Source organism: Chryseobacterium sp. 'Rf worker isolate 10' (assembly GCF_050753305.1).
Classification (GTDB): domain Bacteria; phylum Bacteroidota; class Bacteroidia; order Flavobacteriales; family Weeksellaceae; genus Chryseobacterium.
This window is the reverse complement of sequence record NZ_JBOZOF010000002.1, coordinates 608912-630739: the sequence shown is the minus strand read 5'-3', so window position 1 is coordinate 630739 and position 21828 is coordinate 608912. Positions and strand designations below refer to the sequence as shown.

Here is a 21828-nt window from a genome sequence, read left to right as displayed (position 1 = left end):
TCTTATTTTACTTTTTGTTTCTTAAAATTCCAGTTAATCAAAGGCAGTTTTCTCTTTCCGTTCTCATTCCATCCGCCAATCTGTATTCCTCTGAAATCATCACATTTATTGTACAAACCGATCTGTATTCCTCTGCATTTCTTTCCAATATTAGCCAATGGCGCTACAGAAATACCTTTCATCTCATGGTGCAGGTTAAAAAATAGAGAGACAGCCATTCCGTTGGTCACAGCATAAGTATTGACATTACTAGAAACATTGATCTCAAGGCCATTGGTAACTGTAGGTTCCATATTGATCAGCGACAATTGAAGTCCGTTGATCGTATTCATCTTTTCTCGGGGAACCATTACATAATCATAATTGCCTGGTAATTGTAAGTTGAAAAGCATCAACGGCGGAAGAAAAATACCCAGAAAATTGAATCCCATTCCCAATCCATTTACTTTTTTAGGCTTAAATTGATCTTCCTCATCATAATATTTAAATAAAACTCCATTGACGTTTCTGACATTCTTTGAGGGAGAAGCGGCAATCAATCTCGGTTTCAAAGAATCTACTTTTATACTGTCTGATGCATACACCAGACTATTGAATAAAAGAACTGCTATTAATAAAATTCGTGTTTTCATAATTCGTTATTTTAAAATTACAGTTCAAAATTATCCGCAGAAGCTTCAGTTCCGAATGTGAAAAAAAATTAAAAAAAATACTACATTTGTGAAAATCACAAAACTATGCACCAGGAAGCTCTGCTCAAGGAAATCCGAAGAAAAATCGGTGAAAAATCTTTAAATGATGAGATCGCCAACATTCTTAACATCAGCTATGATGCGGCTCACAGAAGAACTTCCATGAAAGCCAAATTCAGTTTTGAAGAGGCTTTGGAGCTCGCCAAATATTATCAGATCTCACTGGATCAGTTTCTGGGAACAGAAAATCAGTTGGTTGTAAAGAGAACACAGCCTGTAAGAACCACCGAAGATCTTTTGAACTATTTCGAAAACTCTTTAAAGATTTTGAATGTTTTTCAGAATATTACCAATTCCAAAGTATTTTATTCTGCAAAAGACATCCCGTTTTTTTATACCATTTCAGATTCCATTCTGTCCCGTTTCAAGTTTTATGTCTGGATGAATTTACTGAATCAGGATAAATTCTTAAGTCCGTTTCATGAATTTAATATGGAATACCATTCTGTAAAGAATGATCTGCTTAAAGATCTTTACGATAAACAAAACGTAACGGAAATATGGAATGACACTACGATTATGAGTGCTTTGAGACAAATCTCATTCTATTATGAAATGGGATTATTAAAGAAAAATGATGTGGATCTTATTCTGGAAGACCTGAGAAAATTATTGGAAGGACTCGAGGTCAAAACACTGGAAAAAACTAATTTTCAGATCTATGTGAATGATTTGGTAATTTTAAACAACGCTATTTTATTTAAAAATGAAGAACAGTGTTCCTTTTTTGTACCTTTCAGCATGTTCGGATATATGATGACGAATGATAAAATAACGTGTGAAGATTCTCTGAGCTATTTTGAACATCAGATCAAGAACTCCAGATCACTGAATGAATCCGGAAACCGGGAAAGGAAAATGTTTTTTAATAAAATGTATGAACAGATTGACCGATTAAAACAAAATTTATCATGAATACTCTTCGTAACGGCGAATATTTTGGAGACACCAATCAAATAGTCAATCTTGAAGGATTGACGATCACTGATACGGAGTATACGCATCCTTACGTAGACTGGCATTATCATGAAAATGCATATTTCACTTTTCTTCTTCAGGGCAATATGACGGAAGGAAACAAAAAAGAAGTCTATGGCTGCTCTGCTGGAACATTATTGTATCATCATTGGGAAGATCCACATTACAATATTAAACCTGATATTTTTACAAGAGGCTTTCATATCGAGCTCACTCAAAGCTGGTTTGACCGGTTTGATATTCAGAAAAATAAAGTGGAAGGAAGTTTTAATATAAAAGATCCTGCCCTGAAACTTCTGGTTTATCAGATGTTTAAGGAAACCAAAAACCATGACATTTCGTTTGAACTGGCCGTCAATCAGTTGTTATTACATCTTTTCAGCCAATTAACCCATCAAAAGGAAAATATGGAAAGAAAACCTTTGTGGGTAGGTCAGATCAATGAAATTTTACATGAAAGTTTTACAGAAAGTCTCAGTCTTACGGAACTTTCCAAAACACTGAACATCCACCCTATTCATCTCAGCAGGGATTTCCATAAGTATTTCCATTGCAATCTGGGCGAATACCTCAGAAAATTAAAACTCAACAAATCTCTTGAACTGCTCACTTTATCCAATTCTTTAACGGATATCGCTTTGGAATGCGGTTTTTCAGATCAGAGTCATTTTATCCGTTGTTTCAAAGAAAACATAGGAATTACGCCTCTGAAATACAGAAACCTCCTGAAAAATCATTAACCTTTTTCGAATACTATCGCCATTCACGATTTGGATACATCATTCCCCGATTTGGATACATTTCCCTTTTCGTAAGTTTCCATCTTTGTACCATCATTTAAACAAAAAAATATTTAAAAATGGAAACAAAAAAAGTATGGTTCGTGACAGGAGCTTCAAAAGGCTTAGGATTCGAGTTGGTAAAAAAATTACTGTCCGAAGGGTTTCAGGTTGCTGCTACAAGCCGTACCGTTGAATCCCTGATCTCCACCATCGGAGAAACTTCAGAAAACTTCCTTCCACTCAGCGTTAATATTACAGATAATAATGACATTAAATCTGCCATCGCAAAAACAGTTAATCATTTTGGACGAATTGATGTGGTGGTCAACAATGCAGGTTATGGGCAAATCGGAACGCTGGAAGAACTTACCGATGAAGAAGCAAGAGAAAATTATGCTGTGAACGTTTTCGGAACCTTAAATGTGATCAGAAATGCCATGCCTTATCTTCGTGAACAAAGATCAGGAAACATCTTCAATATTTCTTCTGTGGGCGGATATTCTGCTAATTTTCCGGGCTGGGGAATCTACTGTTCTACAAAATTTGCTGTTGCCGGATTTACAGAAGCACTGGCTGAAGAAGTAAAAGATTTCGGAGTACATGCTACTGTTGTTTATCCGGGATATTTCCGTACAGATTTCTTAACTAAAGATTCGGTGAAAACACCTGCTAATCCTATTCAGGCATATGAAGCAGCAAGAAATTCAGAACAGGCCCACCTTAATGAAATTAATGGAAATCAGCCTAATGATCCTGAAAAAGCAGCTGATGTGCTGATTCAGATCAGTAAAGAGAAAAATCCTCCAGTGCATTTGTTATTGGGTGTAGGAACCCTGGAATTTCTGAATAACAAAATTGATATTTTACAAAAAGACGCTGAGAAATGGGAAAGTCTTACTGTTTCTACTGCAATTTAATTTGATACTATCCTTCGACTCCGCTCAGGTTGGCACTAAACCATTTGTTTGAATCATTTGAACGTAAAATTTTAGAGCAGTCTGCCTGATCAGAGTCGAAGACTTTTTGAATCAATGTGTTATCCTTTTTGTAAAAACAACTAACTTAGCTCTTATGAAACAGCCTGTTCATTTTAATTCTATTTCAGATTTTCATGCTTTTTGTGGTCTTCCTAATCCTGAACATCCGTTGATCAGCGTGATAGACTACAGTAAAGTCCGTTATGTTGTAGACAATGAGGAACTGAAATGGATTCAGAATTTTTATTCAATTGGTTTGAAAAAGAATGTCACTCCAAAGTTCAATTACGGGCAGCAGCAGTATGATTTTGATTCAGGAGTACTATGCTTTGTTTCACCACAGCAATATTTAAGTCTCGAAATCAATCCTGATGTTGAAGTAGAGCCTACCGGATTTTTATTGCTGATTCACCCTGATTTTCTGTGGAATACTTCATTAACACGAAAGATAAAATCCTATGATTTTTTCAGTTATCAGGTTAAAGAGGCACTTTTCCTTTCTGATAAAGAAGAGAAAATTCTTGTTGATATTTTTAAAAATATTGAACGGGAATATCAGACCAACACCGATAGATTCACGCAGGAGCTGATCATTGCCCAGATTGAACTATTACTGGTTTACTCTGACCGTTTTTATGAACGTCAGTTTTTTACCAGAAAGAAGTCTAGTCATGAATTGCTGTATAAATTTGAGGACATCCTTTCCCAATATTTTGAAAGTGGAAATCTTCTTGAAAACGGCATTCCATCGGTAAAAACTATCGCCGAACAGATGAATATTTCTCCCAATTATCTGGGAACACTTTTACGGCTTCATACCCAGCAAAATACGCAGCAGCATATTCAGAATAAATTAATTGATTGCGCCAAAGAACGTTTGAGCACCACAAGTCTTTCCGTAAGTGAAATCGCTTATGAACTGGGATTTGAACATCCGCAGTCTTTCAGCAAGCTCTTTAAACAGAAAACCAATCAGTCTCCGGGAGAATTCAGAAAGTTATTTAATTAAATTCCGGAGAGATCAATAATGCATTAGAAATGTTAATTTCATTCTATTTTGCCATAAGGAAGTTCATTATTTTTGCTTAAATACTTTTTAAAATGAAACCTATCCTATTATTGATCTTTATTTTCTCATTTTATTTTTATCAGGGGCAAAGTAAAAATATAATCGATGCCGAGAAGATTGAGAATCCAATTCAGAAAAAATACTCTGGGAAAATCGTTTTTCTTACCCAAAATACAGCGCTGGAAAATTTGAAAGATTCAGACTTTCTCAGCTCATTGGTATTTCAGGAAAATGGAGATCTTGGGATTCATGCTTTCTTTGATAATTCTCTTGTCAACTATCTTCATCAGCTTGAACCCAGCTGGACTATTGATGAATTGCTTAAAAAAGGAAATTATCAATTCTCATTTTATGTAGACGGAAAGCTGATCTATAAAGAAAATCTTAATACGGGAGCAGGCGCTTCGGACCAAAAAAAATTCAAAACGACATTACGGATTCCTCTTCTCAGCAGTAAAAATGAAGATTCATGGGGAAGATATTTATGGATGCGCTTTTATATGGCTCATAACGGAATTGATGCACTGACAGCAGGAAATCACATTTTAAAAATTGAAATCAAGCCTTATCTCAATACTTCCACGATCAAAACAGGATCTGTTGTCGCAGAAGGGCAAATCAACCTTACTGTTCCTTCTCAAAACATTCCGGCGCAGCAAATTGCACTTCAACCCATTCAATCTAATAGCGGATGGAAGGTTTCTCAGGAAAAAATCAATACAGAAACCATCAGAAATCTGAATAAGAAAATTGCAGAAAACAGGTTCAAAAATATAACCGGAATAGTCATTATAAAGGAAGGAAAATTACTTCTTGAAGAATATTTCAACGGATCCGGAAGAGATTCTTTACAAGACACACGATCAGTAGGAAAATCTTTTTCTTCAGCTTTAACGGGTATTGCAATCAAAGACGGATACTTAAAAAGTGAAAACCAAAATCTGAAGGAATTTTATGACCTGAAACCCTTTAAAAATTATGCTTCACAAAAAGATAATGTCACCATAAAAAGCTTACTGACAATGAGCTCAGGATTCGACGGAAACGATGAAAATTATGAATCTCCCGGAAATGAAGAAAATATGTATCCGACTGAAAACTGGATCAAGTTTATATTAGATCTGCCCATGACAGAGAATATAATAGGGAAAAACTGGAGTTATTTCACTGCCGGAGTTGTATTAACAGGAGATATTTTAGATAAAAAAGTTCCACAAGGTTTGGAAAAATATGCTGATAAGAAGTTATTTCAACCTCTTGGAATCACTAATTATAAATGGCAGTTTACACCACAGCAAAAGCCTTCACTGGCGGGAGGACTACGTATGAAAGCACTTGATTTCGCAAGATTCGGACAGTTGTATAAAAATAACGGAGTGTGGAATGGAAAAACAATATTGAGTAAGGACTGGATTAAAAAATCTTTCACCAATTATTTCACTGATAATCCTGATTTTGAAGGATATGGATATTTATTCTGGAGAAAGGTTTACACGGTGGGAAACAAAAGTTATGAAGCTTTTCAATCCAGTGGAAATGGGGGAAACAAAATCATTATTTTCACCGAAATACCAGTTGTCATAGTGATTACTGCACAAGCTTACAATAAACCTTATGCACACCAGCAATCTGAAAAAATAGTACAGGATTATCTTTTACCCGCCTTAAAAATGAGTAATGAAAATCAGTAATGTAGTAAGTAAAGTAATATGGAAAAGTGAGAAAGAATAACTTATTGCTTATGCAATAACTATTCGTCTTTCTTGGATGGAATAAGGAATACATCAATAAGACCTTCAGGAAGTTCCATTTTGATTGTTCTTTCTTCCCTGTCGACTTCTAGAATCCAGTCTTTTATCATAGGAATAACCACTTCTTTTCCATCCAGATTGGTAATGAAATACACCTGTGCCGTCTGATCGTTTACGGATCTGATCACTCCACAGTTGTTATCATTTTGATCAAAAATTTCAAATCCGATGATTTCGTGGTAATAGAATTGTTTTCCTGAAAGTTTAGGCAGTGAAGCAAGCGGAAGGTAAACACTTTTACCCAGCACCTGATCTATCATAGCCTCAGAAGAGTTTTTGAATGCAAGATTCAGAGCATCAAGTTTGCTCCATGATGATTTTTCAATAAAAAATGGAACCAATAATCCGTTGATTTCAACGAATATTGATTCCAATTTATTGTAAAGCTCGGGTTGATCGGTATCCAATTTAAGGATTACGTTACCCGCAAGTCCGTGTCTGCGTGTGATTTTACCTAAAAAATAGCAATCTTCTTTACGCATAACAGGGTTTGTTCTTAAGCTTCAGTGTTTTCTTCAGTTTCAGCAGCAGGAGCTTCTCCTTCTGTAGCTTCAGCAACAACTTCTTCAGCAGGTGCGTTTGCAGCTTCTTCAGCAGCTTTAGCATCAGCTTCAGCTTGTGCAGCAGCAGCAACTCTAGCTTCGTTTACTTTTACTTCAGCTTCTAAAGCAGCTTTCTTAGCATCAGCTTTAGCAGTTGCTAAACCTTCTACTTTACCTTGTACTTTAGAATCTTTAGCCTCTACCCAAGCATTGAATCTTTTTTCAGCTTCAGCTTCGTCAAAAGCACCTTTAGCTACACCACCTTGTAAGTGTTTTTTGTAAAGAGCACCTTTGTAAGATAGAATAGCTCTAGCAGTATCAGTAGGCTGAGCACCGTTGTTTAACCACTGTACAGCAGAATCAACGTTCAATTCGATAGTTGCTGGGTTAGTAATTGGGTTGTAAGTTCCTAGTTTTTCGATGAATCTACCATCTCTTCTAGCTCTAGAATCTGCAACCACGATGTGGAAAAAAGGTTTTCCTTTTTTACCGTGTCTTTGTAATCTGATTTTTACTGACATAATGTTTGAATTTTACGGGAACTCGTCCCAGTTAAATATTTAAGAGTGCAAAGATAGTAAAAAAGTTTGAAGTAAAAAGCTCCGGGTAAAAAGTTTTATAAAATTCATTTTTTTCAGAAGCCGGGAACCTGCTCTCACTACTCGCTTTTTTCTTTTGCAAAGAAAAAGAGCTCAAACAAATCGCTCGATCAGGGCTATTTATTCCAAATTACCCATGTAAAACAATCCCAGACATTTCTGATTTTCTTCAATTGTAAGAGATTCTTTCAGTTCATCTACGATTTTAGGAGAACTCCAGTAGCATCCGGTATTATTTGCTGTGCAGGTAAGATACATATTCTGAACGGCCATTGAAGTAGCCGCTATTTCTTCCCATTCAGGAACCATTCCACTGAAGTTGACTACAATAGAAACGACAGCATTAGCTTTATTGATTTTAAAACCAATATCGTTGTATTTTTTCTCTAAGAAAAGCTGTTCGGGTGTAGTTGCTTTATAGATTGCCTGCATTTCTGATGCCAGCTGTGCTTTTTCTTCCCCTTTAAATATTTTGAAACGCCAGGGTTTAGTACGTTTATGGTTAGGAGCAAATGTGGCAGAGTGTAAAATCTCTTCCAGAATTTCCTGAGATATTTCCGTATCAGTATAATCTTTTGGGAAAATACTTCTTCTTTTCTCTATGATTTCTTTTAAGATGGATGCATTATTCATGTAACAAAATTACAAAAAAGATGGATGCAGGAAGCGGAATGTAGGAAGTTTACTATTTAGCTGGGTAATAGAGATCCTGGAAGCTTATCAAAATTACTTTTTACTTTTTACTTTTTACTTTTACAGAACCTCTATAATCTTTTGATGGATTTTATTTAGGGTAAATTCATCACCGCCTTTCATACCCATCATTTTTTTAGCCATGGGACTTTCGGGAGAGATGGCATAGAACCGGTCTCCTTCAAAAAAGAACTCCCCTAATGACACTGATATATAAAACCTGGCCTTATTGGTAATTACCAGAGAACCAAGCTGTACCCTTTCTGTTGCCGTATTCAGAACTTTTGCCATATTTATTTTAAGATCATTCAAAGCCCCCAGCTGTCGCTGCATCTGATAAATTTCCTCCTGCATTTCTTCTCTCATGCTATCATATTTCGGAGTTTTTTTGATGTCACGGCTGGCTTCCAGAGTAAATTCGATAAAGTTTTTAAGCTTTTCAATTTTCTCTGCGATAGTAGTTTTTACAAAGTCTCTGATATCACTTTTTTCAAATACAATCTTCTCCATAGAATCTATTCTTTAATATAAAGATAATATTTTTAGAATAATATTTCTTTGACTTAACATAAAAAAACGATTGCAAAATAGCCCGTCATTTTTAAAAATTATTTTTAGCTTTGCCTTTTTTAAAACTAAAACCATGTTTAAAGCACCATTTTCATTTGATGGAAGAATCAGAAGGACAGAATACGGATTGTCCTATCTTCTATATCTGGTATTTTCCGTACCTTTCAATATCTTTTTTCAAAGTAACGAGCCGTCTGCAGGTGTTACGATAGTATTTTTCCTCTTATTAATCCCTTTTCTTTGGTTTCTTCTTGCACAAGGGGCAAAAAGATGTCACGACAGGGGAAATTCCGGTTGGTATCAATTAATTCCTTTCTACAGTTTATGGATGTTATTCGCAGACAGCGATCATGGTCCTAATGAATATGGTCCTAATCCTAAAGGTGAAGGAAACTATAACTCGATCAACGAGATTGGTAAGAAAGAATTCTAATAAAAAAGCCTTGTAAAATTTACAAGGCTTTTATTTTATTTTTCAGCAAGTTTCTTCAGATCGCCCAGCCCCTGACTGAACATTTTATCCATATTTCCGTTCATTAACGGCTTCATAATCTTCATCATGGGAGTCAGCTCATTATCTATCATCCATGTTACTTTAGTTCCGCTTCCTTCGGGAGTCAAAATGAAATTAGCTTTCATATTTCCTTCAAAAGGCTCTACAAAGTGAAGTTTTGTACCCATTTTTTGATTCGGCACCAGTTCAGTAATAGACTGCTCACCTTCTCCTACATTTTTATCTCCCTTCCAATGATAAGAATCTCCTAACTTATCTCCTTCTCCTGAATAGGTAATTACAATATTTTTATCAGCTTTGGAAAAAGGATCCCACTGGTTGTATCCTTTTAAGTTCCCCGTGTAAGCCCATACTTTTTCCTGTGGTGCATTGATGACAATAGATTTTTCATAGTGATAATCTTTACTGAAAGCAAGTATCGCAATTACAGCATAGATGAGAATCAGTACGATGATGGTACCAATAATTTTTAAGAGTGTTTTCATAGTCTATATATTTAAGGTTATTTATTTTAATGATTACTTTTAAATCTGTTTCAAAATTAAATATTCCCACATCACTCCCTCTTTCCATATGACAAGATTAATTAAAGATAAGGTATTTTTGTCACAACTTGCCGGCGAGGCATTATTTTTGAGGATTTCAGCTATGATTCCCAATGAATCATTAAATTTACCTTATACAAAAAGATCCAAAAATGAATATTTTAACAGAAAAATTTAACACTCCATATCATTCAGCACCGTTCGACGGCATTAAAAATGAAAATTATCTTCCGGCATTTAAAGAATTGATTCAGAAATCTGAAGCAGAAATTGATGCTATTGTCAACAATCTTGATGCTCCTACTTTTGAAAATGTAATTGAAGCTTTGGCGTATTCCGGAGAGCAGCTGGATGTGGTTTCCAATATTTTTTTCAATTTAAACTCTGCAGAGACCAGTGATGAAATCCAGCAGATTGCACAGGAAGTTTCTCCGATCTTAACGGAATATTCTTCAAAAATTTCTCAAAATGAAGCCCTTTTCAACAAAATCAAGAAAGTATATGATGAAAAGGAAAAATATAATCTTAATGAAGAGCAGGAAATGCTTTTGAATGAAACCTATAAAGGTTTTGTAAGAAGCGGCGCTTTATTGAATGAAGAAGACAAAGAAAAATTAAAGAAAATCAGCATGGATCTTTCTTTAAAATCTTTACAGTTCGGACAAAATGTACTGGCTTCTACGAATGCTTATTTTAAACATATCACCAATAAAGAAGATCTTGCAGGAATTCCTGAAGCCATCATCGATCAATTTGCTGAAGAAGCAAAAGAAAGAAATCTTGAAGGCTGGGTAGTAACGTTACAGTATCCAAGCTATATTCCGTTCATGACCTATGCTGAAAACCGTGAACTGAGAAAGGAATTGGCTTTAGCTAATGGTAAAAAGTCATTCGACGGAGGAGAATTTGACAACCAAAATCTGATCAAAGAACTTTTGAATTTAAAACAGCAGAAAGCTGAACTTATCGGCTATAAAAACTATGCAGATTTTGTACTGGAAGAGAGAATGGCTAAATCTCCGGTAAAAGTTTTAGATTTTTTAAACGAACTTTTAACGAAAGCAAAACCTTATGCTGATAAAGAAATTGAAGAATTAAAAGCTTTAGCAAAAGCCGATGGAATTGATGAAATGCAAAGTTACGACCACGCATTCTATGCTGAAAAACTTCGTAAAGCTAAATTTGACCTTAATGATGAGGAATTGAAACCTTATTTTCCACTAAACCAGGTACAGGATGCTGTATTCGGGCTGGCTGGAAAACTTTTCGGACTGACTTTTGAGGAAAGAAATGACATTCCAAAATATCATGAAGATGTAAAAGTATACGAAGTAAAAGAGAACGGGACTTATAAATCTCTTTTATACGTTGATTATTTTCCAAGAAAAGGGAAAAGAGCCGGAGCATGGATGACCAGCTACAAAAATCAATACAAGCAGAACGGTGAAAATTCCCGTCCGCATATTTCAATTGTCTGCAACTTCAGCAAACCGACAAAAGATACTCCTAGCTTACTGACGTTCCAGGAGGTGACTACTTTATTCCACGAATTCGGACACGCTCTTCACGGAATGATGGCGGATACTCAGTATCCTACCCTTTCCGGAACTTCTGTAAAATGGGATTTTGTGGAACTTCCATCACAGTTTCTGGAAAACTTCTGCTACGAGCCGGAATTCTTAAAAACGTTTGCAAAGCATTACAAAACCGGAGAAGTACTTCCTGACGAAAAAATTGAAAAGATTGAACAGTCTAAAAATTTTATGGAAGGTTATCAAACTTTAAGACAACTAGGTTTCGGACTTCTGGATATGAACTATCATACAAAAGTAGCAGAACTGGAGAACGAAAGTGTGAAAGAATTTGAAGATAAATATACCAAAGCAACCACTCTTTATCCTTCCAATGCTGAAACGGCAATGAGCCCAAGTTTCTCACACATTTTTCAGGGAGGTTATTCTGCAGGATATTATTCTTACAAATGGGCGGAAGTTCTGGATGCTGATGCGTTCCAGTATTTCAAAGAAAACGGAATCTTCAATCCTGAGATTGCAGCCAAATATAAAGTATTGCTTTCTTCAGGCGGAACTAAAGATCCAATGGAACTTTACAAAAATTTCAGAGGCAGCGAACCAAAGGTGGAAAGCTTACTGAAAAGAGCATTTGGATAAGCGATAAAAATTGATTGAAGAGATCAGGAAAATACAATATAAAAAGAACAGCGATTGCTGTTCTTTTTTGTTTTAAATTAGTCATCCGATAACCTCAATCAATTTCTGATACATGACCATTCAAGAACAAATCCAAGACTATATCAACAGCCAGCCGGAACTGAAACGTAACGATATGCAGGAACTCCACCACATCATTCTGAAGCTTATGCCGGAATGCCAGCTGTGGTTTCTCGATGGTAAAAACAGTGAAAATAAAACGGTTTCCAATCCCAATATCGGATATGGATTGTATACGATAGAATACACTGGTGGAAAAACCAGAGACTTTTACCAGATTGGGATGAGTGCCAATACAACAGGGATTTCCATCTACATTATGAATATCAGTGATAAAACTTACTTAGCCCAAACCTACGGAGAAAAAATAGGTAAAGCCAGCGTCACGGGATATTGTATTAAATTCAAAGCTTTAAAAGATATCAATATTGAAATACTGAAAGCTGCAATACTGGATGGAATTAAAGAGTAAAAACCTAAATTTGCACATTGTAAGTAAGCATTCATTCTGTAATTTTAAATAATGAGTAGTATAACATTAAGATTAGAAAACGTAAAAAAACTTCAGGCTAAAAGATGGGAAAATGAAGACCATTGGGACACTTTGAACGATCTTTTAGTAAAAGAATTAGAGGAAATTTTACTTATTGAACCTGAAAATACTTCGGCTCTCATTAATATTGGTGCTATTTATTCTGATATGGGAGAAAATGAAATGGCTCTGGAGTATTTAAAAAAGGCATTGAATTTAGATTCCAAAGACAAAAATCTCTTTGTAAATCTTGCCATTGTGCTTGTTTATATGGAAAAACATCAGGAAGAGTATTTGGAGTATCTTGAAGAAGCTGAGGATAAAACAGAAGATCCTCTTACTTTCAAAGCCTATTTCGATCCTCAATCCCGTTAAAAACCAATCAGTTAAAACTTATAATCATGTTATTAGCCATATTACTTCCCTTCTTATCTTTCATGGTCCGTGGAAAAGTTCTTACCGGAATTATCTGTCTGATTTTGCAGATTACCCTGATCGGATGGCTTCCCGCTGCCATTTGGGCTGTACTTTCTTTAAATAATGCAAGAGCTGACAAAAGAAATGACAGATTGATCAAAGCCATGCGGGAAAACAAAAGATAAAGTTTACCCAATCAACCATAAATAACTGATTGAAAACCAATCAATAAACACTATCTATTATTTTTCAAATTTTTGATTTATAAATTTTATTAAAAAAATTTGCGAAACCAAAAAGTTGCACATATATTTGCAACCATATGGTTTCATTAAAAAATCATCATCCATGAGAAGAGATATTTTTCAGGCTATAGCAGATCCCACTCGCAGAGCTATTATTGCATTGATAGCAGTACAGGCAATGACTCCGAATGCTATAGCAGAGCATTTCGACACCACCAGACAGGCCGTTTCAAAACATCTGAAAATCCTGACTGAGTGCGAATTGGTTACCCAAAATCACCAGGGAAGAGAAATTTATTACTTTTTAGAAATTGATAAAATGAAAGAAATTGATCGTTGGCTGGAACAGTTCAGAAAGATATGGGAAAGTCGTTTTGACCAGCTGGATACTTTACTGGCAACATTGAAAAGCCAGCAGAAATAGAGATTAAAATTAATCTAACCAAAACAAATTATAAAATAATAGTATGAAAAATCATCTTCAGTTCGATTTCTTGGCAGACAAGGAAAAGAACACACTCACGATCAGACGTGAGTTTATGGCCAACCGACAAATGGTTTGGGACTGTTACACAAAGAGTGAACTTCTTGACCGCTGGTTTGCTCCGAAACCACTGACTACAAAAACAAAATCAATGGAATTTCATGAAGGCGGACACTGGCATTATGCTATGGTAGAACCCAATGGAACAGAATATTGGGGATGGATCGGTTACCACAAGATCAGCCCAATTGATTCTTATACTTCCAGCGATGCATTTTGTAATGAAAAAGGAGAAATCAATACAGATTTACCTCAGGCAGAATGGGTAGTTACTTTCACAGATAAAAATGAAAACACCCTTGTAGAAACTATTGTCTCCTATCAATCCTTAGCTGATCTGGAAACTATTATTGAGATGGGTATGGAACAAGGAATGAAGGCAACTCTTGAAAAACTTGACGAATTATTATTAACATTAAAATCATAAAAAATGAGCCAAAAAATCACAGTTTCTGCTACCATCAATGCAGATGCAAAAAAAGTATGGAATTACTATACCCATCCTGAACACATCACCCAATGGAACTTTGCTGATCCTTCATGGCAATGCCCTTCTGCTTCCAACGATATGAAAGTAGGAGGAAAATATGCTGCAAGAATGGAAGCCAAAGATGGAAGTTTCGGTTTCGACTTTGAAGCGGTCTATGATGAAATAAAGGATGGTGAAAACTTTAAGTATACTATGCCGGACGGAAGACAGGTACAAGTTGATTTTAAAGAAAAGGAAGGTCAAACTCATGTAGACGTAGCCTTCGACCCGGAAAATCAGAATCCTAAAGAAATGCAGAAAGGAGGCTGGCAGGCAATTCTCGATAATTTCAAAAAGTATACGGAATCGAATTAAAAATTTTTCCAATGAGGATTGATATAAAGCTGGATGTTTTACATTCAGCTTTTACTTTTTCAGTGATCAGAACCACTGAACTCCAATAATGTTGTAAATTTACTTTTCAAAGTCTGAAATATCTGAGTTTAAAGAACCTTATTTTTTTGAAGCTATGAAAGAAAATAAATACGACAATCCATCATTTTTTGACCAGTACGAAAAAATGCTCCGTTCTCAGATTGGATTGGAAGGAGCCGGAGAATGGCACACGCTGAAAAATATGCTGCCAGATTTTCAAGGAAAAAATGTTCTTGATCTCGGCTGTGGCTTCGGATGGCACTGTCGTTATGCCATGGAAAATGGAGCAAAATCTGTGATCGGAATTGATCTTTCAGAAAAAATGCTGGCAAAAGCTAAAGAGATCAATAATATGGAAGGTATTCACTATGAAAGAAAAGCATTGGAAGAAGTGCATTATCCTGCTGAAAAATTTGATGTAATACTAAGTTCACTTACCCTGCATTATGTTGAATCATTCGATACTCTGGTGCGTAATATTAACCAATGGCTTACTCCCGGAGGATTATTTGTTTTCTCGGTAGAACATCCTGTTTTTACTGCAGAAGGTGATCAGGACTGGGTATATGATAAAAATGGTGAAAAAGTCTGCTGGCCGGTAGATCGGTATTTTATTGAAGGAAAAAGAAACACCACATTTTTAGGTGAAAATGTCATCAAATATCATCGTACATTAACATCTTATTTAAATACCTTATTAAAACATGGCTTCAAAATCAAAGAAGTCATTGAGCCAGAGCCAAGTCAGGACATGTTGAAAGAAATTCCGGAGATGAAAGAAGAACTCCGCAGACCCATGATGTTACTTATTTCTGTTTCCAAATAATTTTATTGAATATCAACATTATAAATTAAAAAACAAACAGCTATATTGCATAACATAGTAATAAAAATAATTTATATCTTTGTATAACAAATTACATCGATATGATTATAAAAAAACTGACAGCCACTCTTGTTCTGCTTCCATTTTTAAACAATACAATGGATGCTCAGGTACAGTCAAAAGGATATGAAAAGAAAATTGACAGTATTATTCAGACTGAATTCGGGAATAAAAATGAACCTGGTGGTGTTTTTCTGATCACTCAAAATGGAAAAAATCTGTACCGGAAAGCATTTGGGAAAGCCAATCTTGAACTCAACGTAAATATGACACCGGATAACGTTTTTCAAATCGGATCAATGACCAAACAGTTTACTGCCATAGCCATTCTGATGCTGGAGCAGGAAGGAAAACTCAATGTTAATGATCCTGTTTCCCAATACATCAAAGAGTATCCTAACGGAGATAAAATCACGATTCATCATCTTCTAACCCATACTTCCGGAATAAAAGATTTTACGAAAATAAAATCATTGTCCTCTATCGCTCAAAAAGACATGAAACCTGAAGAAATGGTCAATTTTTTCAAAAACGAACCTGTGGATTTCGCTCCGGGAGAAAAATTTGATTACAACAATTCCGGCTATGTGGTGTTGGGATATATCATCGAACTGGTTTCCGGAACCTCATATGAAGATTTTATCAAGAAAAACATCTTTGACAAAATAGGAATGAGTCATTCCTATTACGCTTCTGACAGAAAAGTTATCCCTCAAAGAGCTTACGGATATCACAAAAAAGAACAGGGATTCGTGAATAAAACCGTCATCAGTTTCAGCATTCCATTTTCGTCCGGTTCACTGATGTCTACCGCAGATGATATGCTAAAATGGCAGCAGGCTTTGAATCAAAATCTATTACTGAATTTAAAAGAAACGCAAAAGGCTTTTCAGAAATATAAACTGAATAACGGTGAAGAATTTACCTACGGCTACGGATGGCATCTGAAAGAAATCAATGGAATTCCTGACCGCGAACATGGAGGAAGTATATTTGGATTTAAAAGCATGGGTATTTACATTCCAAGTGAAGACATTTATATGATCGGGTTCAGCAACTGTGACTGCCACTCTCCTACTGAAGTGACCAGAAATATTGCGAAAGCAACTTTAAATGAAATGAAAACCTCATCAAAGTAACCTTAAAAACAGCATCTTTTATTTTCTGCGCCTCATTTCAGGAAGAACATGATCCGGAACTTTAAAAATGTAGATCATTACAAAAATCAGACAGAAAATATTGATCAGTAAAGCAACTGAGAAAGCATTGCGATAATTATGTATAGCAGGTTTTGATCCCAGAAAATAATAGAAAACATTTCCTACAGCAACAATTCCGATAATGGCAGCAATCTGCTGTAAAGTATTATAAACACCGGAGGCATTTCCAATCAATTTGTCAGACATTCCCGACAACGCTATATTAGCCAGTGAAGGAATAATAGAACCTATTCCCAGCCCATGCAAAAACAACAACAGACAAAAAACAGGAAATCCCGTCTGCATTCTGAATAAAAACAGTTGAAGAATAAGAACAACAATTATAAAGATAAGTCCTGCCATCAGGGCTTTTTTTCCATATCTTAAAATGAATTTTACGGAAATAAAAGACGCCAATATAAAACCCAGTCCCTGAAAAACAATAATTTCTCCTGCTTCAAGCGGACTGATCTTTAGTCCATCCTGAAAAAACAACGACAGAATATAGAAATAGGAATCCAGCATGATAAAAAAGAAAGAAACCGCGATGATTCCGAGATTAAAGTTTTTATAACGGAACAATTCAAAATCAATCAGATAAGAACGTTCATTTTGGATTCTTTTCTTCTGATTTTTTATAAATGTGAATAAAATTCCACCAGAAACAATCATTAATGAAACATTTTTGAAGTGGAGACCATCATGCTCAGACATCGTCAATGCATAAGTAGCGCAGAACAGTCCTGCAGAAAGAATTAAAACTCCAACTGCATCAAAAGATTGTTTCACAGAAATTTTAGATTCATCCAATAGTTTCAGCGTAAGAAAAACTGCCGGTAAACAAATGGGAATGTTCATCAGAAAAATTAATCTCCATGGCTCATTCATCATCGTCAAAGACGAAAAATAGCCGCCTAGAAACTGCCCTAAAACCGTTCCTATTCCGATCGTAATTCCGTACCAGCCCATTGCTTTGGTTCGTTCCTGATGATCAGAAAACAGAATCTGTATCATGGAAAGTACCTGAGGTGCCATCATCGCAGCACTTATCCCCTGCACAAACCTTGAAATAACCAGCTGTCCTGCACCTGCAGAAAGCCCGCAGGCAATGGAGCTTATCATAAAAGCAATCAATCCAATCATATAGATCTTTTTTCTCCCGTACAGATCACCCAATCGCCCTCCTGTAATCAGTAAAGAAGCAAAACCGATAAGATAAGCTGCAATCATAAACTGCATTTCCCCATTGGAAGCATGAAGGTCACGTTGTATAGATGGTATAGACACATTGATGATAAAAATATCCATAATCGTCAATAATTGCCCAAACAATATTACCAATAATTTCAAATACTTACATTTCATTTTTATATAGATATATCTATTTTTAAATAATTAAAAAAATTAAGGCAGTAAACCCTGTACTATTTTTTTTACCTGGTCAAAAGAATCATTTTGCCTGTTGATGGTAGAGGTAACCACGGCTCCTTCTATCAAAAGGAAAATATTTTCTGCTATTAAATCAGAATCAGTTATCTGTGTTTGTTCTGTATATTCATTGACAAGTGTCTTGATCAGATTTTTTTGTTTTTCTTTATGCTGTTTGGCAAAACCGGAAACGGAGGGATTACCCTCTCCTATTTCGGAGACAATTTTAATGAAGTGGCATCCTGCAAACTTTGAAGTCTGCTGCAATTTTTTTCTGTAATCAATAAGTGTCAGAAGCTTTTCTCTCGGGTCTGAAATTTTAGAAGTACTGTTTTCAAACCCATCAAACCAATCGAATTCTTCTTTAACAAGATAGGCCTGAAGAAGATCATTTTTAGATGAAAAGTGATTGTACAAAGAACCAATAGCAATATCAGCTTCAGCAATAATCTGATTGATTCCCGTAGAATTATATCCCTGTTTGTAAAACAGATCTGAAGCAACCCTGATAATTCTTTCGCGTACTTTTTCTTTTTTCATCATAAAAATTTTTACAAATGTAAATAAAAAATAGATAAGTCTATCTATTTTTTAAAATTGAGATAAAAACTTTATTTTAGATTGAGAAAGAAATAACCTGATCATGAAACCACTGCCCTGCTTTTTCATATTTTTATTACTAATAGGCGTATCTTGCAGTCAGTCAGAAAAACCTAATCCTGCAAAAAATATGAGTTCTACCAATCCTGTTGTCTATTTTGAAATTCCTGTGAATGATTTGGAACGTGCTGAAAAGTTTTATTCTGCTGTTTTCAGCTTTTGTTTTGATAAAGAAATCATAGACGGCTACGAGATGGCTTTGTTTCCTTTTGAAGAAAAAAACAGTGGTATCACAGGAGCATTGGCCAAAGGAGAGGTTTATAAACCATCCAAAAACGGTGTCATTATTTATTTTAAAACTGAAAATATTGACCAAACATTGGAAAAAGCTGTTCAATATGGAGGTTCTGTTCTTTATCCTAAAAGAACAGACGAAAAGTACGGTTTTGCTGTAGCAGAATTTGAAGACTCAGAAGGAAACAGAATTGCACTTCATGAAACGGTAAAGTAGCCATACCATTCAATGCATATTAAATTTTTTAATGCGGTTGACGCATATTTTGTATATTTAAATAACCATTTGAAATCTGATTTGGTAAATAACTATGGCGGAAGAACTTTATTTCATCAAGACCAATCCAACTGTTGCCAAAATTAATTTGTACAATAAGCTCAGCCGTGAAGAAGAAAATATTCTGAAATTTCTTCAGCCTGAAGCGCAAAAAACACTTGAAACCATTAAAGAAAAAGTAAAAGATTCCGTTGAAGAACTCACGCAGGAAGAACTTCTGCTTATTTTCCAGTGGTTTCATCAAGTGTATTCTTCAGATCATGAGGAAACCAAAACACAGCTTTTCATCAATGGTATTGACCTTTTTTATGAAATTCCGACTACCCTTCATGCTGAGAACTTTCTTCAGATTCTGTCGGATTATGAAAAACTCCAGAAGCAGGACATGAATTATATTGTTGATTCCAAAAATTTCAACCAATTTCTGATCTACGGAATATTTCTGACAGAGATTATCAACAGGGAACAGCATCCGGACAATATCCTTTGTGAATATCTGAAGCCGGATAACCAATCTTTATATCTTCTGGCAGAAAACCAATGCGGTTTGAAAGATTTTGACCATAAACTGATTCCGGATCTTCAGCATTATTTTACAGATCTGTATGATCTGACCAAGTTTTACAAAGGTTCTATTATCAAGCTTGAGAATCAATAGAAAATAGGCTTTTCAGGCCTCTATCAACATTTCAGGGTTTCTCATGAGATAATCTAATGCTTCTTTCACAGCTTCCTCAGGACTTTTTGGATTGAATCCCAATTCAGTTCTGGCTTTAGAAATATCAAAATCCTGCTGTAACCCTGAAAACATGGCAATATCTTTTCGGGTGAGTACGGGTGGTTTTCCGCTTAGCTTTGCAGTCAATTCCATGATACCAGCAATTGTAAACAAAATACCTTTGGGAACAGCACGTGGAATATTCAGTTTCAGCTCAGGATAAAGGCTATTGGCAAGAATGGTGGTATCCGTGATGGTCATGCATTTTTCATTGGCAAGAATATAACGTTCACCGGAACGTCCTTTTTCAGCTGCCAGAAAGCATCCTTCTGCAACATCTTTCACATCAATCCAGTTCAGGGTAATTTTAGTATCTACAGGGATTTTTCTATTCAAAATTAATTTGAGAACTCCATAGGAAACATTTAACGGTAAAAATGCTTTACTGCCAATCATAGCGGAAGGCATCACCGAAACCAGCTCTATGCCCTGTTTTGCCGCCAGATCAAAAGCAAGCTTCTCTCCATCATTCTTAGAATTATAATACATATCTCTGCGATCCGGATTATAACCGTTGTTTTCTCTGGCTGGTAACTTTGTATAATCGAGTGCAGCAATAGAACTTACATACACTATTTTCTTTACCCCTGCTTCTGCAGCTGCTTCGATAGTATTTCGGGTACCATTGATATTTACGTCATAGATTTCTTTTCTGGGATCTTTAGCCCATAATTTAAAAGAAGCCCCTACAGCGTAAAATGTTTCCACTCCCTGAAGGGCTTTTACAAAAGAGGCCTTGTCAGTAATATCGGCCTGTACCAGTTCACAATCCAATCCTTCAAAAGGCTTTCTGTTCTTTGTATTTCTTACGGCTGCCCGTACCGGAAGTCCCTGTTTTAATAAAAATCTTACTAAATTATTTCCCAGATGTCCATTAGCTCCTGAGACAAGGCTTAGATTACTTTTTGTCATTGCATTTAATTTTAATGCTGCAAAGTTCATCTTCCCGGAACCGGAAGCACTTGACTTTTGTTAGTTAATTATTTTTCTCCGGATTCTGCTCAGACTTTCTGGCTTCATCCCTAAAAATGAAGCGATATACTGGATAGGAACATTTTGAATAATTTCAGGATAATCATTCATCAGTTTCAGATAGCGCTGTTCGGCATTCAAAACAGATAATTCTCTGGAACGTTTTTCATTATAGGATATCGACTGTTGAAAAACTGAAATACTAAAATCTTTCATGGCCTGACTTTGGCTGGTCAAATGATCGAGATTTTCTTTAGAAATTCTCAAAAGCTCAGAATCGGTGACAGATTCTATCGTATTTTCAGAAACAGTACTGTTGATAAAATCGGAATAAGACGTAAAAAACCCCGGCGGACAATTGATATGTGTTGTCACTTCGTTACCGTTCTCTTCCGTATAAAAAAGCCTGAGATAACCTGAAACAATATAGTAAAGGTATTGAGGCACTCTTCCGGCCTCTTCTATTATTGTATTTTTAGAAAATGCTACAGGCTCAAAATATTTTCTGACCGCCTCTGTTTCTTCCTGAGTGAAACCATGACCGGAATGCATATATTGTAAAAGCTTGTCGTGCATTGAAATAAACCTGTTTTAATCTTATACAAAAATACCAAAAGAAATTTCAATATTGATGAGTGCAAAAAAATATTGTCCTCCAATGTAACATCTTGCATTCAATAATTGTCTTG

At 35.6% G+C, this 21828-nt stretch carries 27 protein-coding genes; 17 read left to right on the top strand and 10 right to left on the bottom strand.

Annotated elements, in window-relative coordinates; genetic code table 11:
* Positions 1–2 precede the first annotated feature (2 nt).
* Complete coding sequence (locus LKL37_RS12840; protein ID WP_431610958.1) at positions 3–632, bottom strand: LA_2272 family surface repeat-containing protein; 630 nt, start codon at positions 630–632, stop codon at positions 3–5.
* A gap of 105 nt (positions 633–737) precedes the next feature.
* Between LKL37_RS12840 and LKL37_RS12835 the strand changes: the two genes are divergently transcribed.
* The 5 genes from LKL37_RS12835 (at position 738) to LKL37_RS12815 (ending at position 6249) form a co-directional block, all read left to right on the top strand.
* Positions 738–1667, top strand: coding sequence for a helix-turn-helix domain-containing protein (locus LKL37_RS12835; RefSeq protein WP_431610957.1), 930 nt, complete (start codon positions 738–740; stop codon positions 1665–1667).
* Positions 1664–2470 carry a helix-turn-helix transcriptional regulator gene (locus LKL37_RS12830; RefSeq protein ID WP_431610956.1) on the top strand — a complete coding sequence of 269 codons (807 nt, stop codon included), beginning with the start codon at positions 1664–1666 and terminating at the stop codon, positions 2468–2470. Before LKL37_RS12835 ends, LKL37_RS12830 begins: the two co-directional genes overlap by 4 nt.
* A gap of 119 nt (positions 2471–2589) precedes the next feature.
* A complete protein-coding gene (locus LKL37_RS12825; RefSeq protein ID WP_431610955.1) occupies positions 2590–3429 on the top strand; it encodes an SDR family NAD(P)-dependent oxidoreductase in 840 nt (279 codons plus the stop codon).
* A 154-nt stretch (positions 3430–3583) separates the two neighbouring features.
* The gene (locus tag LKL37_RS12820; protein WP_431610954.1) at positions 3584–4498 is read left to right on the top strand and encodes a helix-turn-helix domain-containing protein; all 915 of its coding nucleotides are present in this window, start codon (positions 3584–3586) and stop codon (positions 4496–4498) included.
* 92 nt (positions 4499–4590) lie between these two features.
* Positions 4591–6249, top strand: a complete 1659-nt coding sequence (locus tag LKL37_RS12815) for a serine hydrolase domain-containing protein (RefSeq protein ID WP_431610953.1) — start codon at positions 4591–4593, stop codon at positions 6247–6249.
* A 59-nt stretch (positions 6250–6308) separates the two neighbouring features.
* Here LKL37_RS12815 and rimM read toward each other — a convergent pair whose 3' ends face one another.
* The 4 genes from rimM to LKL37_RS12795 form a co-directional block, all read right to left on the bottom strand.
* On the bottom strand, positions 6309–6851 hold the full coding sequence (gene rimM / locus LKL37_RS12810; RefSeq protein ID WP_431610952.1) for a ribosome maturation factor RimM: 543 nt from the start codon (positions 6849–6851) through the stop codon (positions 6309–6311).
* Between the two features lie 14 nt (positions 6852–6865).
* Complete coding sequence (locus LKL37_RS12805) at positions 6866–7432, bottom strand: 30S ribosomal protein S16 (protein ID WP_034698991.1); 567 nt, start codon at positions 7430–7432, stop codon at positions 6866–6868.
* 198 nt (positions 7433–7630) lie between these two features.
* Complete coding sequence (locus tag LKL37_RS12800) at positions 7631–8143, bottom strand: nitroreductase family protein (RefSeq protein ID WP_431610951.1); 513 nt, start codon at positions 8141–8143, stop codon at positions 7631–7633.
* 120 nt (positions 8144–8263) lie between these two features.
* Positions 8264–8713: a hypothetical protein gene (locus tag LKL37_RS12795; protein WP_431610950.1), complete on the bottom strand. Its 450-nt coding sequence runs from the start codon at positions 8711–8713 to the stop codon at positions 8264–8266.
* 133 nt (positions 8714–8846) lie between these two features.
* Between LKL37_RS12795 and LKL37_RS12790 the strand changes: the two genes are divergently transcribed.
* Positions 8847–9206, top strand: a complete 360-nt coding sequence (locus tag LKL37_RS12790) for a DUF805 domain-containing protein (protein WP_431610949.1) — start codon at positions 8847–8849, stop codon at positions 9204–9206.
* A gap of 35 nt (positions 9207–9241) precedes the next feature.
* Here LKL37_RS12790 and LKL37_RS12785 read toward each other — a convergent pair whose 3' ends face one another.
* Positions 9242–9772: an SRPBCC family protein gene (locus tag LKL37_RS12785; RefSeq protein ID WP_431610948.1), complete on the bottom strand. Its 531-nt coding sequence runs from the start codon at positions 9770–9772 to the stop codon at positions 9242–9244.
* A 212-nt stretch (positions 9773–9984) separates the two neighbouring features.
* On the opposite strand from LKL37_RS12785, the gene LKL37_RS12780 reads away from it, so the two are divergent.
* The 9 genes from LKL37_RS12780 to LKL37_RS12740 all read left to right on the top strand — a co-directional run bounded on the left by LKL37_RS12780 (position 9985) and on the right by LKL37_RS12740 (position 16730).
* The gene (locus LKL37_RS12780; protein WP_431610947.1) at positions 9985–12003 is read left to right on the top strand and encodes a M3 family metallopeptidase; all 2019 of its coding nucleotides are present in this window, start codon (positions 9985–9987) and stop codon (positions 12001–12003) included.
* A gap of 112 nt (positions 12004–12115) precedes the next feature.
* Positions 12116–12535, top strand: coding sequence for a DUF1801 domain-containing protein (locus tag LKL37_RS12775; protein ID WP_431610946.1), 420 nt, complete (start codon positions 12116–12118; stop codon positions 12533–12535).
* A 51-nt stretch (positions 12536–12586) separates the two neighbouring features.
* Positions 12587–12970 (top strand): tetratricopeptide repeat protein, encoded by a 384-nt coding sequence (locus LKL37_RS12770; protein WP_431610945.1) that lies wholly within the window; start codon positions 12587–12589, stop codon positions 12968–12970.
* A gap of 26 nt (positions 12971–12996) precedes the next feature.
* Complete coding sequence (locus LKL37_RS12765) at positions 12997–13197, top strand: YqaE/Pmp3 family membrane protein (protein WP_414844471.1); 201 nt, start codon at positions 12997–12999, stop codon at positions 13195–13197.
* Between the two features lie 163 nt (positions 13198–13360).
* Positions 13361–13681: an ArsR/SmtB family transcription factor gene (locus tag LKL37_RS12760; RefSeq protein WP_431610944.1), complete on the top strand. Its 321-nt coding sequence runs from the start codon at positions 13361–13363 to the stop codon at positions 13679–13681.
* Positions 13682–13724: 43 nt separating this feature from the next.
* Positions 13725–14228 (top strand): SRPBCC family protein, encoded by a 504-nt coding sequence (locus LKL37_RS12755; protein ID WP_431610943.1) that lies wholly within the window; start codon positions 13725–13727, stop codon positions 14226–14228.
* Between the two features lie 3 nt (positions 14229–14231).
* Positions 14232–14645 carry an SRPBCC family protein gene (locus tag LKL37_RS12750; RefSeq protein ID WP_431610942.1) on the top strand — a complete coding sequence of 138 codons (414 nt, stop codon included), beginning with the start codon at positions 14232–14234 and terminating at the stop codon, positions 14643–14645.
* 154 nt (positions 14646–14799) lie between these two features.
* Positions 14800–15531 (top strand): methyltransferase domain-containing protein, encoded by a 732-nt coding sequence (locus LKL37_RS12745; protein ID WP_431610941.1) that lies wholly within the window; start codon positions 14800–14802, stop codon positions 15529–15531.
* Positions 15532–15632: 101 nt separating this feature from the next.
* A complete protein-coding gene (locus LKL37_RS12740) occupies positions 15633–16730 on the top strand; it encodes a serine hydrolase domain-containing protein (RefSeq protein WP_431610940.1) in 1098 nt (365 codons plus the stop codon).
* Positions 16731–16748: 18 nt separating this feature from the next.
* Here LKL37_RS12740 and LKL37_RS12735 read toward each other — a convergent pair whose 3' ends face one another.
* Together LKL37_RS12735 and LKL37_RS12730 are read right to left on the bottom strand one after the other, a co-directional pair.
* A complete protein-coding gene (locus LKL37_RS12735; RefSeq protein WP_431610939.1) occupies positions 16749–18155 on the bottom strand; it encodes an MFS transporter in 1407 nt (468 codons plus the stop codon).
* 39 nt (positions 18156–18194) lie between these two features.
* A complete protein-coding gene (locus LKL37_RS12730; RefSeq protein WP_431610938.1) occupies positions 18195–18758 on the bottom strand; it encodes a TetR/AcrR family transcriptional regulator in 564 nt (187 codons plus the stop codon).
* A gap of 103 nt (positions 18759–18861) precedes the next feature.
* On the opposite strand from LKL37_RS12730, the gene LKL37_RS12725 reads away from it, so the two are divergent.
* Positions 18862–19329: a VOC family protein gene (locus tag LKL37_RS12725; protein ID WP_431610937.1), complete on the top strand. Its 468-nt coding sequence runs from the start codon at positions 18862–18864 to the stop codon at positions 19327–19329.
* Positions 19330–19423: 94 nt separating this feature from the next.
* A complete protein-coding gene (locus LKL37_RS12720; protein ID WP_431610936.1) occupies positions 19424–20047 on the top strand; it encodes a hypothetical protein in 624 nt (207 codons plus the stop codon).
* Between the two features lie 12 nt (positions 20048–20059).
* Here LKL37_RS12720 and LKL37_RS12715 read toward each other — a convergent pair whose 3' ends face one another.
* Both LKL37_RS12715 and LKL37_RS12710 read right to left on the bottom strand, forming a co-directional pair.
* A complete protein-coding gene (locus LKL37_RS12715; RefSeq protein ID WP_431610935.1) occupies positions 20060–21079 on the bottom strand; it encodes an NAD-dependent epimerase/dehydratase family protein in 1020 nt (339 codons plus the stop codon).
* Positions 21080–21139: 60 nt separating this feature from the next.
* On the bottom strand, positions 21140–21715 hold the full coding sequence (locus LKL37_RS12710; protein WP_431610934.1) for a Crp/Fnr family transcriptional regulator: 576 nt from the start codon (positions 21713–21715) through the stop codon (positions 21140–21142).
* Between the last annotated feature and the right edge of the window lie 113 nt (positions 21716–21828).

Excerpts from the sequence above, each read along its gene's own strand:
- LKL37_RS12840 (WP_431610958.1), bottom strand. The coding sequence starts at position 632 with ATGAAAACACGAATTTTATTAATAGCAGTTCTTTTATTCAATAGTCTG.
- LKL37_RS12835 (WP_431610957.1), top strand. The coding sequence starts at position 738 with ATGCACCAGGAAGCTCTGCTCAAGGAAATCCGAAGAAAAATCGGTGAA.
- LKL37_RS12830 (WP_431610956.1), top strand. The coding sequence starts at position 1,664 with ATGAATACTCTTCGTAACGGCGAATATTTTGGAGACACCAATCAAATA.
- LKL37_RS12825 (WP_431610955.1), top strand. The coding sequence starts at position 2,590 with ATGGAAACAAAAAAAGTATGGTTCGTGACAGGAGCTTCAAAAGGCTTA.
- LKL37_RS12820 (WP_431610954.1), top strand. The coding sequence starts at position 3,584 with ATGAAACAGCCTGTTCATTTTAATTCTATTTCAGATTTTCATGCTTTT.
- LKL37_RS12815 (WP_431610953.1), top strand. The coding sequence starts at position 4,591 with ATGAAACCTATCCTATTATTGATCTTTATTTTCTCATTTTATTTTTAT.
- rimM (WP_431610952.1), bottom strand. The coding sequence starts at position 6,851 with ATGCGTAAAGAAGATTGCTATTTTTTAGGTAAAATCACACGCAGACAC.
- LKL37_RS12805 (WP_034698991.1), bottom strand. The coding sequence starts at position 7,432 with ATGTCAGTAAAAATCAGATTACAAAGACACGGTAAAAAAGGAAAACCT.
- LKL37_RS12800 (WP_431610951.1), bottom strand. The coding sequence starts at position 8,143 with ATGAATAATGCATCCATCTTAAAAGAAATCATAGAGAAAAGAAGAAGT.
- LKL37_RS12795 (WP_431610950.1), bottom strand. The coding sequence starts at position 8,713 with ATGGAGAAGATTGTATTTGAAAAAAGTGATATCAGAGACTTTGTAAAA.
- LKL37_RS12790 (WP_431610949.1), top strand. The coding sequence starts at position 8,847 with ATGTTTAAAGCACCATTTTCATTTGATGGAAGAATCAGAAGGACAGAA.
- LKL37_RS12785 (WP_431610948.1), bottom strand. The coding sequence starts at position 9,772 with ATGAAAACACTCTTAAAAATTATTGGTACCATCATCGTACTGATTCTC.
- LKL37_RS12780 (WP_431610947.1), top strand. The coding sequence starts at position 9,985 with ATGAATATTTTAACAGAAAAATTTAACACTCCATATCATTCAGCACCG.
- LKL37_RS12775 (WP_431610946.1), top strand. The coding sequence starts at position 12,116 with ATGACCATTCAAGAACAAATCCAAGACTATATCAACAGCCAGCCGGAA.
- LKL37_RS12770 (WP_431610945.1), top strand. The coding sequence starts at position 12,587 with ATGAGTAGTATAACATTAAGATTAGAAAACGTAAAAAAACTTCAGGCT.
- LKL37_RS12765 (WP_414844471.1), top strand. The coding sequence starts at position 12,997 with ATGTTATTAGCCATATTACTTCCCTTCTTATCTTTCATGGTCCGTGGA.
- LKL37_RS12760 (WP_431610944.1), top strand. The coding sequence starts at position 13,361 with ATGAGAAGAGATATTTTTCAGGCTATAGCAGATCCCACTCGCAGAGCT.
- LKL37_RS12755 (WP_431610943.1), top strand. The coding sequence starts at position 13,725 with ATGAAAAATCATCTTCAGTTCGATTTCTTGGCAGACAAGGAAAAGAAC.
- LKL37_RS12750 (WP_431610942.1), top strand. The coding sequence starts at position 14,232 with ATGAGCCAAAAAATCACAGTTTCTGCTACCATCAATGCAGATGCAAAA.
- LKL37_RS12745 (WP_431610941.1), top strand. The coding sequence starts at position 14,800 with ATGAAAGAAAATAAATACGACAATCCATCATTTTTTGACCAGTACGAA.
- LKL37_RS12740 (WP_431610940.1), top strand. The coding sequence starts at position 15,633 with ATGATTATAAAAAAACTGACAGCCACTCTTGTTCTGCTTCCATTTTTA.
- LKL37_RS12735 (WP_431610939.1), bottom strand. The coding sequence starts at position 18,155 with ATGAAATGTAAGTATTTGAAATTATTGGTAATATTGTTTGGGCAATTA.
- LKL37_RS12730 (WP_431610938.1), bottom strand. The coding sequence starts at position 18,758 with ATGAAAAAAGAAAAAGTACGCGAAAGAATTATCAGGGTTGCTTCAGAT.
- LKL37_RS12725 (WP_431610937.1), top strand. The coding sequence starts at position 18,862 with ATGAAACCACTGCCCTGCTTTTTCATATTTTTATTACTAATAGGCGTA.
- LKL37_RS12720 (WP_431610936.1), top strand. The coding sequence starts at position 19,424 with ATGGCGGAAGAACTTTATTTCATCAAGACCAATCCAACTGTTGCCAAA.
- LKL37_RS12715 (WP_431610935.1), bottom strand. The coding sequence starts at position 21,079 with ATGACAAAAAGTAATCTAAGCCTTGTCTCAGGAGCTAATGGACATCTG.
- LKL37_RS12710 (WP_431610934.1), bottom strand. The coding sequence starts at position 21,715 with ATGCACGACAAGCTTTTACAATATATGCATTCCGGTCATGGTTTCACT.